This is a genomic window from Adhaeribacter sp. (assembly GCF_057359045.1).
In genome coordinates, this window is the sequence record NZ_JBMQUD010000128.1 from 19,251 (window position 1) to 37,468 (window position 18,218).

13 protein-coding genes are annotated in these 18,218 nt (G+C 44.4%); 5 read left to right on the plus strand and 8 right to left on the minus strand.

Annotation, left to right across the window (positions count from 1 at the left end; translation table 11 throughout):
- Positions 1–184: 184 nt before the first annotated feature.
- Complete coding sequence (gene tgt / locus ACO1R6_RS20200; RefSeq protein WP_486266916.1) at positions 185–1,315, minus strand: tRNA guanosine(34) transglycosylase Tgt; 1,131 nt, start codon at positions 1,313–1,315, stop codon at positions 185–187.
- Between the two features lie 96 nt (positions 1,316–1,411).
- Between tgt and ACO1R6_RS20205 the strand changes: the two genes are divergently transcribed.
- From ACO1R6_RS20205 to ACO1R6_RS20225, 5 genes are all read left to right on the plus strand, one after another.
- The gene (locus ACO1R6_RS20205; RefSeq protein ID WP_486266917.1) at positions 1,412–2,602 is read left to right on the plus strand and encodes a glycosyltransferase; all 1,191 of its coding nucleotides are present in this window, start codon (positions 1,412–1,414) and stop codon (positions 2,600–2,602) included.
- Positions 2,593–3,204 (plus strand): RNA polymerase sigma factor, encoded by a 612-nt coding sequence (locus ACO1R6_RS20210; RefSeq protein ID WP_486266918.1) that lies wholly within the window; start codon positions 2,593–2,595, stop codon positions 3,202–3,204. The genes ACO1R6_RS20205 and ACO1R6_RS20210 overlap by 10 nt, the downstream gene beginning before the upstream one ends.
- 192 nt (positions 3,205–3,396) lie before the next feature.
- Positions 3,397–4,035: a 16S rRNA (guanine(527)-N(7))-methyltransferase RsmG gene (gene rsmG, locus ACO1R6_RS20215; protein ID WP_486266919.1), complete on the plus strand. Its 639-nt coding sequence runs from the start codon at positions 3,397–3,399 to the stop codon at positions 4,033–4,035.
- A gap of 277 nt (positions 4,036–4,312) precedes the next feature.
- Positions 4,313–4,477, plus strand: a complete 165-nt coding sequence (locus ACO1R6_RS20220; protein WP_486266920.1) for a hypothetical protein — start codon at positions 4,313–4,315, stop codon at positions 4,475–4,477.
- Positions 4,478–4,637: 160 nt separating this feature from the next.
- Entirely contained in the window at positions 4,638–7,127 is a 2,490-nt protein-coding gene (locus ACO1R6_RS20225; protein WP_486266921.1) for a DUF5686 and carboxypeptidase-like regulatory domain-containing protein, read from the plus strand.
- A 249-nt stretch (positions 7,128–7,376) separates the two neighbouring features.
- Here ACO1R6_RS20225 and ACO1R6_RS20230 read toward each other — a convergent pair whose 3' ends face one another.
- The 7 genes from ACO1R6_RS20230 to glpT form a co-directional block, all read right to left on the minus strand.
- Positions 7,377–8,069, minus strand: a complete 693-nt coding sequence (locus ACO1R6_RS20230) for a GDSL-type esterase/lipase family protein (protein WP_486266922.1) — start codon at positions 8,067–8,069, stop codon at positions 7,377–7,379.
- A gap of 57 nt (positions 8,070–8,126) precedes the next feature.
- The gene (locus ACO1R6_RS20235) at positions 8,127–9,041 is read right to left on the minus strand and encodes a glycerophosphodiester phosphodiesterase (protein WP_486266923.1); all 915 of its coding nucleotides are present in this window, start codon (positions 9,039–9,041) and stop codon (positions 8,127–8,129) included.
- A 42-nt stretch (positions 9,042–9,083) separates the two neighbouring features.
- A complete protein-coding gene (locus ACO1R6_RS20240; protein WP_486266924.1) occupies positions 9,084–10,499 on the minus strand; it encodes a calcineurin-like phosphoesterase C-terminal domain-containing protein in 1,416 nt (471 codons plus the stop codon).
- Positions 10,500–10,637: 138 nt separating this feature from the next.
- Complete coding sequence (locus ACO1R6_RS20245) at positions 10,638–11,933, minus strand: DUF5689 domain-containing protein (protein WP_486266925.1); 1,296 nt, start codon at positions 11,931–11,933, stop codon at positions 10,638–10,640.
- 44 nt (positions 11,934–11,977) lie between these two features.
- Positions 11,978–13,447 (minus strand): SusD/RagB family nutrient-binding outer membrane lipoprotein, encoded by a 1,470-nt coding sequence (locus ACO1R6_RS20250; RefSeq protein ID WP_486266926.1) that lies wholly within the window; start codon positions 13,445–13,447, stop codon positions 11,978–11,980.
- A 20-nt stretch (positions 13,448–13,467) separates the two neighbouring features.
- The gene (locus ACO1R6_RS20255; RefSeq protein WP_486266927.1) at positions 13,468–16,713 is read right to left on the minus strand and encodes a SusC/RagA family TonB-linked outer membrane protein; all 3,246 of its coding nucleotides are present in this window, start codon (positions 16,711–16,713) and stop codon (positions 13,468–13,470) included.
- Between the two features lie 31 nt (positions 16,714–16,744).
- Entirely contained in the window at positions 16,745–18,118 is a 1,374-nt protein-coding gene (glpT, locus tag ACO1R6_RS20260; RefSeq protein WP_486266928.1) for a glycerol-3-phosphate transporter, read from the minus strand.
- Between the last annotated feature and the right edge of the window lie 100 nt (positions 18,119–18,218).

Below are 18,218 nucleotides of genomic sequence, written 5' to 3' on the forward strand. Positions count from 1 at the left end.
GCGTTTATAGATTAGCGTAGCCGCTGGCTTACGGTTGCTCCTTATTTCATGTAGTTAAATTTTTATTAACCATTTTTTACCTGCAAATATTACGCCTAATCCCCAAGCATCTGTTAAGCCGACTAACGATGAAGTATTTCCAATCTGAAAATAAAATGGATAAACAACAGATGAATAACGAGACCTAGAGGCGTTGCATTACTTGTTTTACCATTTTATCTTTCCAGGCCAGGTAATTACCGGCCAATATTTGTTCGCGGGCTTGCTTAACCAGCCAGAGGTAAAAAGTAAGATTATGTACGCTCGATATTTGGGCACCCAGCATTTCGCCGCTGTGTACCAGGTGGCGCAAATAAGCCTTAGAATAAAAAGTGCTGGCGTAACCGCCTAAAGTTTCATCTATCGGCGAAAAATCATTTTTCCAGCGTTCGTTCCGGATGTTAATAATACCCTGGGTAGTAAATAGCATACCGTTGCGGGCATTGCGGGTGGGCAATACACAATCAAACATATCTACGCCCAAAGCTATATTTTCGAGAATATTGGCCGGCGTACCCACGCCCATGAGGTAACGGGGCTTATCTTTAGGCAAAATATCACAAACCAGTTCCGTCATTTCGTACATCATCTCGGCCGGCTCACCCACCGATAACCCGCCAATGGCATTGCCTTCCCGGCCAAAAGAAGAGATAGTTTCGGCCGACTGGATGCGTAAATCTTTATAGGTGCTGCCCTGCACAATCGGGAAAAGCGTCTGGTCGTAGCCGTATTTACCGGTGGTGCTATCAAAACGGTCGCAGCAGCGTTTAAGCCAACGGTGGGTCATGTCTAAAGAGCGCTTGGCGTAGTTGTATTCGCAAGGGTAGGGGGTACACTCATCAAAAGCCATTATAATATCAGCCCCAATGGTGCGCTGAATGTCCATTACGCCTTCCGGCGAAAAAAAGTGGGTAGAGCCATCAATGTGTGATTTAAACTTTACGCCTTCTTCTACAATTTTGCGGGTTCCCGAAAGTGAATATACCTGGTAACCGCCGCTGTCGGTGAGAATGGGTTTGTCCCAGCCATTAAATTTATGTAAACCCCCGGCCTGCTCCAGCACATCCAACCCCGGCCGCAGGTACAGGTGGTAGGTATTGCCCAGAATAATTTGCGCTTCTATATCTTCTTTCAGTTCGCGTTGGTGTACGGCTTTTACCGTACCGGCGGTGCCCACCGGCATAAAGATAGGCGTATGTATAGTGCCGTGGGCCGTAGTAAGCTGGCCGGCGCGGGCTTTAGAATGTGTATCGGTTGCGTTTAGTTCAAAAGTCATGTTTGGGGTACCAGCGTTTTCTGTTTGGGTAAGCTAAAAACCACCGGTTAAAATTTAATGTAATCCGAAGGGTAAAATTACACCTAAATATCTGATATGCCGAAATGGCAGACCAACTATTTCGGGAAAACACTCTGGTTAAATTTATTTATTATTGCAGGATTATCTATTATTAAAAACTTGGTTGCCACCGCTTGCTTTTACTTACTGCTTGTTTGGGTCCTGGTGCAGGTGGGGTATGCTGTTTATTATTTTATACCATTTGTTAAGTTTCAGCCGCCCCGGGCCAAAAACTTTCAGCCACCTGTATCGGTTATTATTGCCGCCCACAACGAATTATTAAACCTGCAACAATTGCTGCCGGCCGTGCTTAACCAAGCGTATCCGGTGTTTGAAGTTATTGTGGTAAACGACCGTTCTACCGACAACACCACAGATTACTTAACCCATTTACAAAACGAATTTAAAAATTTAAGATATGTATTAATAAATACTGCGGTAAATACTGAAAATTATAAAAAACATGCACTTACCCAAGGTGTAGCGGTAGCAAAACACGAGCACCTGGTACTAACCGATGCGGATTGTAAACCTTTAAGTGTTAATTGGTTAACTGAAATACTGGCGGGTTTTGTTCGGGGTGTGGATCTGGTGGTGGGTTATTCGCCGTATATAAAAAAATCAGGATTCCTAAATCATTTAATTCGTTTTGAAACCTTGTTAACCGCTATCCAGTATTTGTCATTTTCGGTTAAAGGACATGCGTATATGGGTGTAGGCCGGAACCTTGCTTATACCAAAGCGTGTTTTTATCAAAACAACGGGTTTCATTCACACATAGCTACCTTAGGAGGAGACGATGATTTATTTGTACAAGCCGCTGTAAAACAGCACAATGTAAATATTGCCATTACAGAAGAAAGTCAAACCGCGAGTTTACCTAAAAATACTTACCAGGAGTGGATTATTCAGAAAAGACGGCACCTGCAGGTTGGCCGTCAGTATAAATTGCCTGACAAGTTGCGCATAGGTGTCTTTATGCTGTCAAACATTTTTTTTTATTTGATTTCGATTTTTCTTTTGTTTTTGCCGGATTATTTTGTGCCTTTGGGTATAATTTTTACCCTACGCGGTGTCGTTGTATACTTGGTATATGTTTTGATAGCCCGAAAACTAAAAGAACCTTTGTCGGTTTTTCTTTTGCCCGTGCTGGACTTGGTGTACTTTTTGCACTACCTGGTTTTGGGTGCCTCGGTATTAATCTTTAAAACAGTAAAATGGAAATAAACAATAAACAATTTTCTGCTAAAGCAAAACACGATTTTAAGTTGATTCAGGCGGCAGTAGAAGAAGGCGACGAAAAAGCCTACGCCGAACTGATGGCCATTTACAAAAAGCCGGTTTACCATGTGGTGCTTAAAATGGTGCGTAACCCCGACGATGCCGAGGATTTGACCATTGAGGCGTTTGCCAAAGCTTTCCGTAACCTGCACAAATTTAACCCCGAATATGCTTTTAGCACCTGGCTTTTCCGGATTGCTACAAACAACTGTATTGATTTTATCCGCAAAAATAAAATCAAAACCATGAGCATCGACTCGGCCATTAAAATTGATAACGGCGATGAGATTAACATCGATTTTAAAGACCTGAACCTCAATCCGCAGGAAAGCGCTATTAAAAACCAGAAAATCCAGATTATGCAGTTTATTGTAAGTAAACTGCCCGATAAATACCAGCGCCTGGTAACCTTGCGTTATTTCGATGAACTTTCTTATGAAGAAATTGCCACTGAACTAAATGCCCCGCTGGGTACCGTAAAAGCGCAACTGCACCGCGCCCGCGAGTTACTATATGATATGGTTAAAAATAAAAAGCACTTGATTTAGTGGTTAGTTGTTAGAAATTAGTTATAAGTTTCTTTCGGAAAATAGATTAAAAAGAATATACTTAAGCCCCGTTGCTGCACAGGTATCGGGGCTTATTTTTTTTACCTTTGCCCCGTATTTTACCAATAATTACCGGTAAAATATGGCCGGGTTTTTAACTAGGCCCATATATACGCCAATAATTTTAAACGCATGACTGGCACTACTGCTACGCTTATTCAGCAATATTTTCCGGAGGCTAGCTCCAAACAGCTAAGCCAGTTTGTGGCTTTAGAAGAACTCCTGCGCGACTGGAACGCCAAAATAAACGTTATTTCCCGGAAAGATACCGACCAGATTGCGGTGCACCATATTTTACATTCGCTGGGTATTGCCAAAGTAGTGCAGTTTCCGGCGGGTGCCACGGTATTAGACGTAGGTACCGGCGGCGGCTTACCCGGTATTCCGTTGGCTATTTTGTTTCCCGAGGTTAGATTTACATTAGTCGATTCGATTGGGAAAAAAATTAAGGTAGTGCAGGAAATTGCCCATGCTTTGCACCTGACCAACGTAAAAGCTGCCCAAACCCGCGCCGAACAACTAACCGAAAAGTACGATTTTGTGGTAAGCCGGGCCGTAGCGCGTCTCGGCGAATTTTACACCTGGATCCATAACCGCTTTAAACCGTCTGACGACCTAAACCATGGCCTTTATTACCTGAAGGGCGGCGATTTAACCGAAGAAATACAGGAATCGGGATTGATAACCCAAGTGTACGATTTAGAAAACTACTTTAAAGAAGATTTTTTCGAGACCAAAAAAGTAGTTTTTGTGCCTATTACGCATTTTTAAATAAATTTTGGCGGTGGGTTTAAAGCCTACTTATCTTTTTTAAAGCTTCCTGAGCAGCATTGAAGTAAAATAAAATGAAATAAGTTGGGCTATAAAATTAATATTTTGCCTATTAATAACAAATTTAAAAGTCTGAAATATTTTATATAAAATATTGATAATTAGTAATTTGTGTAGTTGTAAAAGTAAAGTATAAGTCTGTTTTTTAAGGAATAAATATGTAATGGCTTTTCCAGATTTATACCTTTGAATCATCGAACTGCAATTTTTACACACTATGGAAAAGGAAATATTTTTTTTATTTAATCCCGATAATTTCGAGAATACCGCTAAGCGCCAGACCTACCGGACACCGCAGCCCAGCCCCAAGGCTATGTCGGAGAAATTAAATACTTATCTGAAGTTAAGGTCGGCTATTAAAAGAAAGCTTTTTAGTTACTGATATTGGTTTAGGAAATCATCAGAATAGTACTATTTTGAGATATTGGTCTCGTTTGTAAATATTAACAATTAGCTTAATTCCAGTTGTTTATATATCTGTAACTGGGAATAACATTAGTTGTTAATTTTTCAATATATTTGCGCCAATATTGAAATATTTTATGAGAGCTCTGTTAATTCTCTTGCTGGCGTTTATGGTTAATGCCGGTATGGCCCAGAATCGGATCTCAGGAAAGGTAACCGATGCACGCACTGGTGAAATTCTGCCTTTTGTGAGTGTATATATAAAAAATACCAATACCGGCACCACCACCGATGTAGAAGGTAAGTACAATATTAAATTTACCCACTTACCCGATTCGCTTACCGCTTCGTTTGTTGGTTACCAAAATTTAACGCAGCCGGTAAAGAAAGGCGTAGCTACCCAGGAAATTAATTTTGCGCTTACCACTACCAGCGTAGCGTTAAACGAAATATACATTACCCCCGGCGAAAATCCGGCTTTCCCGATTATGCGGCAGGTTATTGCCCATAAAAAAAACAACGACAAGCGTAAATTGGTAGCGTACCAGTACGAAGCCTATACCAAAATGCAACTGGAGGCCGATAACCTGATTCAGCAAAAGAAAAAGATTGGTTTGCGGTCGGCGATAACTTCGCTGGTAGATACCCAGAAATTTGTAACCAACGCCGAAGGCAAAAAGGTAATGCCTTTGTTTATATCAGAGGCAATTTCAGATGTTTATTACAACCGCGATCCCAAAAAATCGAAAGAAATTATTAAGGCCACTAAAATAACCGGCATTGGCATTCAGGATGGCAGTTTGGTATCGCAGGTAATTGGTAATAAATACCAGGATTACAATTTTTACCAGAACTGGGTTAGTGTGCTCCAGAAAGATTTTATTAGCCCCATTGCCGATGGGTGGAAAGGCTCTTATGAATACGACCTCGAAGATAGCCTTTTGCTGGGCAATAGCTGGTGTTATAAAATAAAATTTACCCAGAAAAGAGCCCAGGATTTAGCTTTTAACGGCTACCTCTGGATTGATGATGAAACGTTTGCTATTCGTAAAATAGATGCGGCCATTAGTAAATCGGCCAATATTAATTTTGTAGAAAGCATTAGGCTGGTGCAGGAAGAACAGCCTACCAGTGCCGGCGCCGGCGCCTGGATGCCGGTAAAAACCGGTATAACCATGGTAGTGGCCCGCATGAGTAAAACCCGGCCGGGCTTTATTGTTAATTTAAATTTATCGGCGAAAAATATTGTGGTAAACCAGCCGCAAAAATTATCTTTTTTTGAGCAGCCCATTGAACGGCTGGCCAACTCCAAAGGCAAATCGGCTGACTTTTGGGCGCAGAACCGGCACGATACGTTAACTACCCACGAAAGCCAGGTATATGCCGCGATCGATTCTATTCGCTCCGATCCGCGCATGGTACAGATTACCAAAATAGCCACCATTCTGGCTACCGGGTATATTAAAGCCGGTAAAATAAGCTTTGGTCCTTACCCGTATTTTTATGCCAACAACAGCCGCGAAGGCATCCGGCTACAGGTAGGTTTAAAAACCAATATCGATTTTAGTAAAAAATGGGTTTTTAGTGGCTACGGTGCCCTAGGTACTTTAGATCAGCAATTTAAATACGGTGTAAATGCCCGGTACATTTTTTCGCGCAAGCGCTGGAGCGAAGCCGGAGTGTCGCGACGCGAAGATTTGCAGCGGGTAGGTTTTATGTCGGAAAAGTTAGCAGCCAGCCCTTTTTTAATGGGTTTTGCGCGTTTCGGCGAATTAAGCCGGCCTTTTTTAACAAAGGAAACCAGTGCTTACCTGCAACGCGAAATATTGCAAGGCGTAACCCAACGTATAACCTTTACCAACCGGTATTTTAACCCGCTTTATAACTTTGCTTTTTATACCCGGCCGGGCGAGCAGCCCAGCCTGAACCAGGATTTCTCTACTTCCGAGATTAGCTTTTTTACCCGTTACGCCAACAACGAGGTTAAAGTAATTAACGATAACGACCAAATTAGTTTAGGCAACGGCAAATGGCCGGTATTATCATTAAAATATACCATTGGCTTAAATAATTTTATTAATTCGTCGGTCGATTACCAGCGTTTAGACGTGGGTATTAGCCAATATTTTGTAATGGGCCGCCTGGGTAATGCCCGTTACCGCTTAGAGGCAGGTAAAATATTTTCGCCGGTACCGTACCCATTATTAGAGGTACATTTGGGTAACGAAACGCCTTTTTACTACGAGCAAACTTTTAACCTCATGAATAATTTTGAGTTTGCCAGTGATACTTACGCTTCTTTGCACTACGAGCAATATTTTGAAGGTTTGCTCCTGAATAGTTTGCCTTTGATTAAAAAATTAAAATGGCGTTTGCTGTCTACTTCTAATATTTTGTACGGCAACTTAAGCAAACAAAACCTTAACCTGATTCCCGCAATCGGAACGGATGGCTTACCCATTGAATCTTTTAAAAGCCTGGATAAGAAACCGTATGTAGAAGTGGGGTACGGCGTTGAGAATATTTTTAAAGTATTGCGGATAGATGCCTTCCACCGCCTGACTTACCTGAACGATCCGGCCGTGAAGAAATTTGGTTTGCGTTTTTCTGTGCAGTTTAAACTTTAGAAAAAACAGGAACGCGGTTATTTTTGATGTGCCATATAAACATCCTTACGCAACTACAAGTTTAATAGTACAAGAGAGTATATCAATTCGCATTCTATCAGACTTAAAATAAAATAAGTTAATGTTATAACCTCCTGATCAAGGATTATTTAATTAAAACAAAAAAGCTTTGGCTCGGTCGTCAGACATTAGCCAAAGCTTTTTTTGGTATTTAACCCAAAGGATTAAAAGGTAAATTTTCTAGTTGGCTTAATCTAAATATTTGCCTTTTTGTAAAACTGCTGCCCAATTGCGATAGCCGGCCGGCGTTAAATGTAAGCCATCGTGGGTAAATTCTTTTTTCAGGCGATTTTGGTTATCTAAAAAGGCCGGGTATAAATCAATAACTGTTATTTTCTCTTTTTTGCCCAATTCTTTTATGGCATTGTTCAGCCACAGAATGTGCTCTTCTTTGTTGTAATGGTTTTTAAACTTACCAAAAGTACTGTTCGTGGGCAGCAGCGTCTGAAAATAAATTTTAGTGCCCGGCGAACCAGCTTTAATGCGGGCAACCATTTTGCGGTAGTTCTGCAAAATAACCTGGTCGGGAATATTTCGGGAAATATCGTTAATGCCAATCAGGATAAAGACTTTGGCGGGTTTACCTTCAATTACTTCAGCGAGCCGCTCGAGTACGCCAAAAGTAATATCGCCGGAAATGCCCCGGTTCCGGACACGTGGGTTGCCCAACTGCTCTACCCAATCGGTATTGGCGGTAATGCTGTTACCTAAAAAAATAATATCCTGGGTAGAGTTCGGGTATGATTTAAACTGGTCAACTTTTAAGTTAAAATTGCCTGGGCGGTGGGTGCTGTCCCAGGCAGCCGTGGTTTGGGCCTTTGCCGCCGCTGCCAGCGTAAGCCAGGAGATAAACACGAGAAAGGCAGGCTTAAAATTAATCATACAGGTTTAAAACAAGCGCAAATTATGTAAAACAATTATGAATCTGGAACGGCGGTGCTAGTTACGTTGAGCCGTTAATAAATTAGGATAATCCGAAATAATGCCGTCAACGCCTAAAGATTTCAGTCGGGCTATTTCTTCGGCGGTATTGGCGGTCCACGGCACTACTTTCATTTTCAGGTCGTGGCATTGTTTTACCAGTTCGGGTGTTACCATTTTAAGGCTAGGGCTATAAACCGATGGCGTAAAACCCAGTTGGGCAATATTTTCGGCTACTGTTTTTTTATTATCGACGAGGAAAGAAGTTCTTACCTGCGGATATTTTTGATTTAAAACCTGCAGGGTACGCAAATCAAAAGATTGAATAATAACGTAAGGCGTTATTTTCTTCTCCTGAATTACGTTCATCAATAAATTAACAAACGTTTCCGGCTCGGGATGCAGCTTGTTGTCGCCGGTTACTTTAGATTTAGTTTCGATGTTGTAAAATACCTGCGGCTTGTTTTTAATTTTAATATACGTTTGTACCGAATCAATTAATTCGGACAATAACGGAATGTAAGCCGGCACTTTTTTCTGATCCGGGAAATTGCTATTGTATTTAGAACCGGTGTCGTACTGCCGTATATCGGCGTAATCTAACTGGTATAAAGCTAATTTTTCGGTTTCGGCTTTGGTTAATTCCTGGCCGTTGGGGCCCAGCATAAACATGGGGTTAATGTGTGCATCGTGGGCTAATATTACCTTTTTATCGCGGGTAATCTGGCTATCCATTTCCAGGGTGGTTACGCCCAAATCAATGGCTTTGCGCATAGCCGGAATGGTGTTTTCGGGCATCAGACCGCGAGCGCCCCGGTGGCCTTCGGTACTAAAAGAAGGGAGGGGAGGTGTATTTTGAGCGCTAGGTTGGCTGCTTTTGCAACTACCCGTAAATAACACGGCACTAAGCACCAGGTAAGTCAAGTTTTTCATTTATGCAATTGTAAGGTTTAATAACAACTTAAATAAAGGCGATTAAGCCATTTGGGTAAGCTTTTCGTATTTATTGCCGAACCGGTCGGTAGCTAATATTTTAATCTTTTTTACTTCGGGTTTAAAATGCGCCACAAATAAATGCTCGGTGCGGGTAGGTTCGGCAAAGGGCCGCTTGGCCGGCAATTTATCACCCTGGTACAAAGCCATTGCGGTGGGGTCCAGGCCTTTAGAATTGGTTAATACCCCCATGTAGGAATCATCGGCGTACCATTCTATTTTCCAGGCGGGGTCCCAGTTCCAGACGTTAGCTACTAATCGTTTCTGGTTTGTGAGTTCGGTTACGTGTATGCTTATCTGGTGATTGGCGGGCAAACCGGTAGATTTATAATACCACGAAATATCGGTGCCGTTTACCTCGTACACCCCGTAGCCCGAAGGAGCACCGTCGCTGCACACGGGACCGGTCCACCAGGCGCCGCAAACGGTACCGTGGTTGTGTTCGTAAATGCCATTCTGAATAATATTCTGGTTGTAATGGGTATGGCCGGTCATGATATGTACCTGGTAACCTGCCAGCAGGGCATATACAGCATCGCGGTTTTTTATCCGGGCTACTGGTATATGCGCATTTAAGATTACTAAATGGTCTTTGGGTACAAAACTCAAATCTTTTTTAAGCCAGTCTAATTGTTGCTGACTGATGTGGCCGTCGTATTCGCGTTCGCGACCCAGGTAACGCACATCATCGAGCACTACATAATGTACCTTTCCGCGGTTAAAAGAGTAGTAGGTGGGGCCGTAAATTTTATGAAAAGTAGCATCGGAAGTTTCGTCGCCGCCCAGGCGGTAATCCATGTCGTGGTTGCCTAGGGCCTGGAAAAAAGGAATATTCATGGCGGCTACCGCAGCACTGTAATCCGGGAAAAGGCTGTGGTTGTCCCAAACCAAATCGCCGACCCCAATGCCGTGGATTAACGTATCGGCCGGCATAGATTTTAATAATTGCTGCACATCCGGCACCGACTCGGCCATCATTTGGGCTACATCAGCTTTGGTTTTTACCTGCGGATCGGCCCAGATAATAAATTTGTGTTGGGTATCGTCGGTAGTTAAGGGCGTTAATTCAAAATTATAAGATTCGTTGGCCGTTGGGTTAAGCGGCAGGTAATGTTTGGCCAGACCTTTTTCTTGGGGGAAATGGTAACCCGCTGGCACCGATATAAATACAAACTTTGCCTTTGGATTTAAAGGCATTTCGTAGCGGCCTTTTTTATTTGTTCTTACCACGCTAAACCCATCCGACACGGAAATATTGGCCAGTTTTTTACCTTTAGCGGTTACGCTGCCTTTGATTTTGGTTACAGCTGTTGGTTTAAACGCGAAAGCCCGTTGGTTTCCGAGCAAGAGACCACCCGATACCAGCAAAAAGCTTTGCAGAAAAGAACGTCTTTTCATTATTGTGGAATTAAAATTTAGTTGGTCAGAAAGCTTTAATTTTTATTTTATTCTCCTTCCAGAAGAATTGGTTTGCTTCAGGGTAAGCAGTTCTTCCGGAAGGAGAATAAATAAAATCCGTTCGTAAAGGGATTGATGCTAATTTGAATAAATAGCAAAATCATCTACGCTTAAGCGGCCGTTCTGAATGGCAGCATTAGTAGAACCGTTGCCAGGGCCGTATTTAAATATTCTGAAACGTACCGGGCCTTCTATATCCATCAGGAAAGTTATCAATTCCTTATTCTTATTAACAGCCAATTTATCTGCTCCGGTTTGTTTCCAGGTTACCCCCTTATCGGTAGAATATTCCAGTTTCCACAGGGCAGGCTTATCGGCGGCCGCTCCGTAAGAACCTATCCAGGCAGTTACTTTAGTAGCCCCATTCGGCACATCAAAATTCATTTGTAGCAAAGCCGGTACACTTAAATCCTGTTGCATCCGAATGGCATTAGGCGCAGTTACGGCCCGGTCGTTGCCAGTATCGCCCAGGATTGACTGAAACAACATCCAGGGGCCGGTGCTCAGGGTAATCTGGTTGTTAGGTACGGCCGCTGTGTTCATGTTGTAGCTACTTTTAGCTGTAGCTGGCAAGCCATCAAAGTTTTCGGGCCAGCCAGTGTAAATGGGCCCACTGGCATTCTCCACATCACCCGGATTGCGCATCCAGAGCTGAACCTGAGCTCCTTGAGTGGCGTTACCCGCCGGATTATGCCGGATTAAAATTCCGGTAAAAGCGGCACTGGCCGGTAAGCGGCGGGTAGCTATAAGCGAATTGGGCTCGGTATGGAGAATCATGGTTCCGGAGCCGTCTTCCAGGTTTTTATCGCCGCTATACGTTTCGCCGGATACTGGCACCGGATTAATGGTGCCAGCAGCCACCCGGATTAAAGTGCCTTCGTACACATTAGGGCTAGCCAATAATTTTTCTACGGTTACGTCGGTAGGTTTTACAATTTTGTTTTCGCCTACTTTCTGAATTTTATCGGTGGTAATGCCGGTAATTTGTAAAGCGCCATTTACACTGGCTAATTTACTGCCCAGAATATCTATCACCACCGAGTCGCCGGGAACAAAAGGAACTGCTGAGTTGCTGCCCAAAGAAATAATAATTCCGCGATTTACATTGCGCCGCCGGTTCTGGATAACCAAGGTGCCTTCCGGAACATTTTTGCCGGCGGCATCGGAAATAACAATGCCTACTATCTGGTTGGCTCCGGCTAAATTATCGGGGGTTAATGTTAACTCATTGCCTCGGTGCAGGTCACGGATATCTTCAATAGAAATAATGGGGCTGGGTCGGCCTTCGGCCCAGTTGGGATCTTCTTTTAAGCAAGCTGTAAAAGTAAAAATGCTTACCAATACAGCTAAACGGGTATATAAAGTATATTTCATTTTATTTCTGCAAAAAATTAAAAATAAATATTGCCGGGTTAGGCTTATTGGCGTTGCCACCATACTTTGGTATTAATATTATCCGGGCCTTGTTCGGCAACGGCTGCCTGGTAATTGGCACCATTAAGCGACTGCACATAAAGCGGGTAATTTAAGCGGGCGGGCATGTTGCCCCCGTTGCGCAAACCCGGTCCTTTTTCCAGGGTTGGATAACCCGTGCGGCGGTACTCAAACCATTGCTGAAAATCGGTAAAAAACAAGGTATAGTATTTTTGCAGGTGAATTCTTTCCATTTTAATATCCGGCGTAAAGTTTTCGTCCCATTTCAGGTTTTCACCGGATAAATAGTCGGCGGGAACCTCTAGCCCCCAAAGCGTAATACCGTTGGTAACACCCCGCTCATAATAGGTTTTGGCACTGCCATTAATCCAGCCTTTAGCAGCAGCTTCGGCCAGTATAAATTGCAGTTCCGCATAATTCAGAATATTGCCCAGTAAAGGTTCGGTTTGCAAAGTAAGTTGGTAACGTGATTGGGCTGGCGGCACTTTAGAAACTTCGTATCCACTCTGAATACCTGCGTAAACCCCTTGCGATAAAGTTGCCCATTTTGCAATTCGCGGGTCGCCCCATTCCACCAGGTTATCGACAAAGAAAGAACTTAGACCGTGCGACCCGTTAAAATCGAAAGCCCGCCACAACTGAAATTCTGATTGATAGGGCACGGTACCCGTCCATTTAAGAATAGCCGATTCGTTGTTGTTTGCCAATACCGGGTAGTTCCCGGGATTAGTATCTACCATTTCCTTTATTTTGTTTATAGCGTTCATGCCATTGGCCACCGGTTCGGATTTGCCCGACACCCGTAGCAACAAACGCAGATAAAGCGAATTACCGAACTTCCGCCAGAGCGAGGCACTGCCCCGGTAAATGGGGTCATTATCAGCCTGCGTGCCGGCCAGGTTGGCGGCTCCGGTTAATAAAGTATTAGCCTCTTCTAGTTTCCGGAATATATCGGTATAAATATCCTGTTGCTTATCAAACTTGGGCATAAATATTCCTTCGCGACCCCGGATAGCTTCAGAATAAGGAACATCACCAAAAGTATCGGTTAGTAAAGAAGTTACCCAGGCATCCAGAATCAGGGAAATACCCATATAGGTTTTATTCGCGGTTTCTTCGCCGCCGGTATAAATATCCCGGATGTCGGTCAGCTTTGTAAACCAGTTATTCCACATGTAATCGGCCTCGGCGGTGCGGATTTCGTAGCGGTGAATCTCATCCGAATCGACGGTGGTAACGTGTACCTGCATGAGCTCGTTGGTGATGCGCATGGCCCGGTTCATATTCCGCTTTACAATATCGGTAATAGAAGTAGCCAGTAAGGATTCTGGTAAGGCTTTAGAACTTTGGTTGGGGTTGGTGTTTAATTCTTCAAACCCATCAGTACAGGCCGGAATAACCGCTAAGCTGCTTATGGTTAATAGCGCCAGACCAAATATTTTTATTTTTTTCATGATTGAAATCTCTTTTGTTTTTAAATGCCAATGGTGAGGTTAATACCCATGGTGCGGGTAGCCGGAAATTGGCCAAGCTCAAAGCCTGCATCAATGGTGCCGTTGTTCAGGGTGCCAAACTCTGGATCGAAGGCGGGCCAGTTGGTAATCATATACAAGTCGCGGCCATAAACCCCAATGGTGGCTTTTTGCAATCTTACCCGCTTTAACAGGCTGGAGGGTAAAGTGTAATCAAAGCGAACCTCACGCAGTTTAACATAATCGGTACTGAAAATATTGCCTTCCACGTTGTCGCGGCCAAAGTGCCGGTTATAATATGTCCAGATACTTTCGCCAATTACATCGTTGGGGCGGTAGGTGCCATCGCCGTTACTAATTACGCCATTACCAATAATGCCATTGTAGCGGCCCGGAATGGTCTTTTTCAATTTGCCGGCATCGGCCAGTACCGAGTGGGTAAGGGAGTAGGCTTTGGCTCCGAATGATCCATCAACTAAAATATTCAGACGGAAGTTCTTATAAGCAAACTCATTTCCAAACCCGCCCCGCCATTTAGGCATGGTGTTGCCCAAGAGCATCAGTTCGTCGTTTAAAAGTGGGTAGCCGTTTTCATAAACAATTTGGCCATCCGGCGAGCGCAAATAACCGCGGCCGTAAATATTACCCATAGCACCACCCGGGCGGGCCTCTACTGACCCGCGGCCGCCTGGACCTGATTGCATTTGGTAAGTATTCAGGCTGTCGGCTAATTCAACCACCTTGTTCCGATTAGCCGAAAAATTGGCCGTTACACTCCAGTTAAAGCCACCTTTGTTCTTAAATGGCGAGCCATTGGCCTGAATTTCGATGCCTTGGTTGCGAACCAAACCAGCATTAATAATAGCGGCATTGTAACCCGAAGACCGATCAATTGGAGCCGTTAATATTTGATTAAATGTATTATTCCGGTAAACGGCTACATCTACACCAACCCTGTTTTGCAGGAACCGCAAATCGGCGCCTAATTCCAGACTGCGGGTAGTTAATGGCAACAAATTAGGATTAGCTACTGCTGACGGATTGGTTAAACCGGCCGGAAAGCCCGGTACGGTAGCATAAGTGAAAGATGTTTGGTAAGGACGGGTGGTGCCGCTACCCACCTGCGCCCAGGAGCCTCTTAATTTTACAAAAGAAATGGCCGTGGGCATATTTACCACCTCCGAAAGCACAGCACTTAAGCTGGCCGAAGGGTAAAAAGCGCCAGTATTTTTAGTAGATAACTCGGTGGCTAAAGTACTAAACCAGTCTTGCCGGGCAGTTACATCCAGGAACAGAAAATTGTTATAGCTAAGGGTTCCTAAACCATAAAAACTGTTTACGGAAAACTCAGCCCGGTAGGGCAGTACCAGCGGCACATCGGCGCTATTGGCAAACGTAAATATTTGCGGGTATAACAAACGGTTGGCTCTTACTTCGTCGCGGATATACCGGTTAGACATGCGGCTACCGCCTCCCGAAATAGAAGCTTCAAATTTTTCACTTAATTTACGGCCGTAACGCAGCAAGAAATCGCTGTTAACTTCCTGGGAAAATATATTCTGCGTCCAGAACATACCTTGTTTAAATTTTTCGGTATCCATAGGGCGCTGCTGCGACCGGGCATCGTAAGAAAAATCCATTGCGGTGCGTACCATCAGGCTTAAATCTTTAGTGAAATTGTAGGTAGCCTGGATGTTGCCGGTAATTTGGTGCCGGTTAGATTTATTCAGCATTTCGTTCACAATCAGGTACGGATTATCGACTAAACTGCTGAAAGGGTAGCTTTGTACCAGCCCCTCTTGTCCGGGCATCCAGTAGTTTTTTAACCAATCCAGGTTACCGTTGGGTACCTGGAACATGAGCCAGTACATTAGCGACTGGTTGTTGTAGCCCGTAGATGGTAAATTATCGGTGTATTTGTTTGTATAGTTTACCTTAGTAGAAATCTGGAGCTTATCAGTTAATTTCTGGCTTGCCGATAAGGCTACCGAATTGCGGTTGTAACCGGTGTTAGGTATTATCCAGGAGTTTTTCAGGTTGGTTAAGGAAAAACGCACCGAAGTTTTATTTGTGCCGCCATCTAAGGTTACACTGTTGGTAAACGTGGTGCCGGTCTGGAAAAAGTCTTTCCGGTTGTTTTTATACGGTACCCAAGGGGTTCTTTCGGTAGCGCGGGTGCGGGTTACCGGATCGTACTGGAAGTACATTTCTTCGGGGTTAAATTTCCGACCCCAGGCCGAACTGGTGCTGCGGGTACTGGCGCGGCCATCTACATCGGTTCCGAAGGAATAATAATTTTCGCCGGCTACGCCCTGGCCATATTCGTACTGGTATTCGGGCCAGCGCGAAATAGTCTCGATTGCTGAATTGGAGTTTACCGTAACCCCAATGCCTTTGGCCCGGGGTTTACCCGATTTGGTGGTAATAACAATAGCACCGTTGGCCCCCCGGGCACCGTAAAGGGCGGTAGCACCCGGGCCTTTCAGGACGGTTACCGTTTCAATATCTTCGGGATTGATGTCGTTTAAGCTGCTGCCAAAATCTACCGGCGATTCGGATTGTAAATAAGCGCTGCTTCCGTTACCGGTTTGGCGGTTACTGCCACCCAGCACCACGCCATCTACTACAATCAGGGCTTCGCTGTCGCCCATAAGAGAATTTTCGCCGCGTAAAATTATTTTGTTGGAGCCACCGGGGCCACCACCCGATTTAACCATATTTAAACCGGCTACCCGGCCGCTCAGTGCCTGGGTCCAGTTATTTGGCATGGACTCTGTTAAGGTTTCACCCTGTACTGTAGTAGTAGAATACCCCAAGGCCTTTTCCTCGCGCTTTATACCCAGGGCCGTTACTACTACCTCGTTTAATTGTTTGGCATCGGGTCTTATATTTACCGTCAGGTTGCTTTCGGCTTTGGTAATGGTAATTTTTTCCTGCAGATAACCAATAAAGGTAAAGGTTAAAACAGCACCGCGGGGTACCTCCACCGCAAAGGTGCCGTCGCCACTGGTTATACCCACTGCTTTGCCATCGGCAATAATGGTTACGCCGGGTAAGGGAGTGTTGTTTTCGTCGTGTACCTGGCCTTTTACCGGCACATTCTGGGTCTGCTGCAAACCAGCCACGCTAAGGGTAAATGGTTTGGCCTCTAAGCCAGGAGTAACCAAGGCCAGGCAAAAGCCTAAAAATAATCCTTTTCCGGCATTACTTTTAAATCTGGAAGGAGGTGGTAAAAATACTTTCATCATTATGCTTATTATTTGTGGGTGGATATTCTCTTTAAATTAAATTAAGATGTTGTTTTTCTTTTTTCCAGGTAAGGGCGGTAAACAGAATGGATAGTACACAGGCCGCTATTAGTACAATAAAGCCGCCGTCCCAGCCCCACTGGTCTACTACAAAGCCCATGGCAATATTGGCAAACAAAGCGCCACCCAGGTAGCCAAATAAACCAGTTAAACCTGCGGCGGTTCCGGCCGCTTTTTTGGGCACCAGGTCCAGGGCCTGTACCCCAATAAGCATTACCGGCCCGTAAATGAGAAATCCAATGGCTATGAGGGCAATATTATCGATCAGAATATTGCCAGCCGGATTTTGCCAGTAAACCAAAACGGCTACCAGTACCAATACCATGTAAATAATGGTAGCGGGCGCACGGCGGCCTTTAAAAACTTTATCGCTGATCCAGCCGCAAAGCAAAGTGCCCGGTATACCGGCGTATTCGTAGGCAAAATAGGCCCAGCCGGTTTCCTTTACCGAAAAACCTTTGGCTTCTTCTAAATAAGTGGGCGCCCAGTCCAGAATGCCGTAGCGCACCAGGTACACAAAGGCATTGGCAAAGGCAATGTACCAGAGCACGCGGTTGGTAAATACATAATCAAAAAATATTTGCTTGGCGCTCAGCTCTTTTTCCTGGGCTTGCGAATAATTAGCGGGGTAATCGTTTTTATATGCCTCAATGGTAGGTAAGCCGCAGGACTGGGGCGTATCACGCACGAGCAGGTAAGCGATTAAGGCAAACCCCAGCGCCACTAAACCTGGGAAATAGAATTTACTTTGCCAGGTACCAAATATTGACACCGCCGCAATAGTTAACGGCCCTACCAGGCCGCCTCCCACGTTGTGGGCTACATTCCAAATCGACATTTTGGTGCCGCGCTCTTTTGCCGAAAACCAATGTACCATTACCCGGCCGCAAGGCGGCCAGCCCATGCCCTGAAACCAGCCGTTGAGGAACAAGAGGGTAAACATAATGATAATAGAACTGGTCGCAAACGGTGAAAGCCCCATAAAAATGGTAGTTAACGCCGATAACAATAAGCCCAAACTGAGAAAGATGCGGGCATTACTGCGATCGGAGACGTTGCCCATTAAAAACTTGCTTAAACCATACGCAATAGAAACGCCTGACAATGCAAAACCTAAATCGGTCTTAGAATAGCCCTGTGCCAATAAATCGGGCATTACCAGCGAAAAGTTTTTCCGGACCAGGTAATAACCCGCATAGCCCAGAAATATTCCTAGGAAAACCTGCAGCCGCAAATGTTTGTATTCCGGATCAATCCGGTCGAGCGGTAACTGCTCGCGGTGCGGTGGTGGCGATAGTAAATTTTTCTTCCGGACAGGTTCTTTAACAGGGGTGGTTGATTGCATGAATAATTACGCGTAAAGTAAAACGGGGCTTTGTTCGTTAAACAAAAAAATAGGTTTGTGCCTTTACTATGCCTTTTTTGGACAAAAATAAAGGACCGGA

Excerpts from the sequence above, each read along its gene's own strand:
- ACO1R6_RS20240 (WP_486266924.1), bottom strand. The coding sequence starts at position 10,499 with ATGAAAAGACGTTCTTTTCTGCAAAGCTTTTTGCTGGTATCGGGTGGT.
- tgt (WP_486266916.1), bottom strand. The coding sequence starts at position 1,315 with ATGACTTTTGAACTAAACGCAACCGATACACATTCTAAAGCCCGCGCC.
- ACO1R6_RS20225 (WP_486266921.1), top strand. The coding sequence starts at position 4,638 with ATGAGAGCTCTGTTAATTCTCTTGCTGGCGTTTATGGTTAATGCCGGT.
- ACO1R6_RS20255 (WP_486266927.1), bottom strand. The coding sequence starts at position 16,713 with ATGATGAAAGTATTTTTACCACCTCCTTCCAGATTTAAAAGTAATGCC.
- ACO1R6_RS20220 (WP_486266920.1), top strand. The coding sequence starts at position 4,313 with ATGGAAAAGGAAATATTTTTTTTATTTAATCCCGATAATTTCGAGAAT.
- rsmG (WP_486266919.1), top strand. The coding sequence starts at position 3,397 with ATGACTGGCACTACTGCTACGCTTATTCAGCAATATTTTCCGGAGGCT.
- ACO1R6_RS20245 (WP_486266925.1), bottom strand. The coding sequence starts at position 11,933 with ATGAAATATACTTTATATACCCGTTTAGCTGTATTGGTAAGCATTTTT.
- glpT (WP_486266928.1), bottom strand. The coding sequence starts at position 18,118 with ATGCAATCAACCACCCCTGTTAAAGAACCTGTCCGGAAGAAAAATTTA.
- ACO1R6_RS20235 (WP_486266923.1), bottom strand. The coding sequence starts at position 9,041 with ATGAAAAACTTGACTTACCTGGTGCTTAGTGCCGTGTTATTTACGGGT.
- ACO1R6_RS20210 (WP_486266918.1), top strand. The coding sequence starts at position 2,593 with ATGGAAATAAACAATAAACAATTTTCTGCTAAAGCAAAACACGATTTT.
- ACO1R6_RS20205 (WP_486266917.1), top strand. The coding sequence starts at position 1,412 with ATGCCGAAATGGCAGACCAACTATTTCGGGAAAACACTCTGGTTAAAT.
- ACO1R6_RS20250 (WP_486266926.1), bottom strand. The coding sequence starts at position 13,447 with ATGAAAAAAATAAAAATATTTGGTCTGGCGCTATTAACCATAAGCAGC.
- ACO1R6_RS20230 (WP_486266922.1), bottom strand. The coding sequence starts at position 8,069 with ATGATTAATTTTAAGCCTGCCTTTCTCGTGTTTATCTCCTGGCTTACG.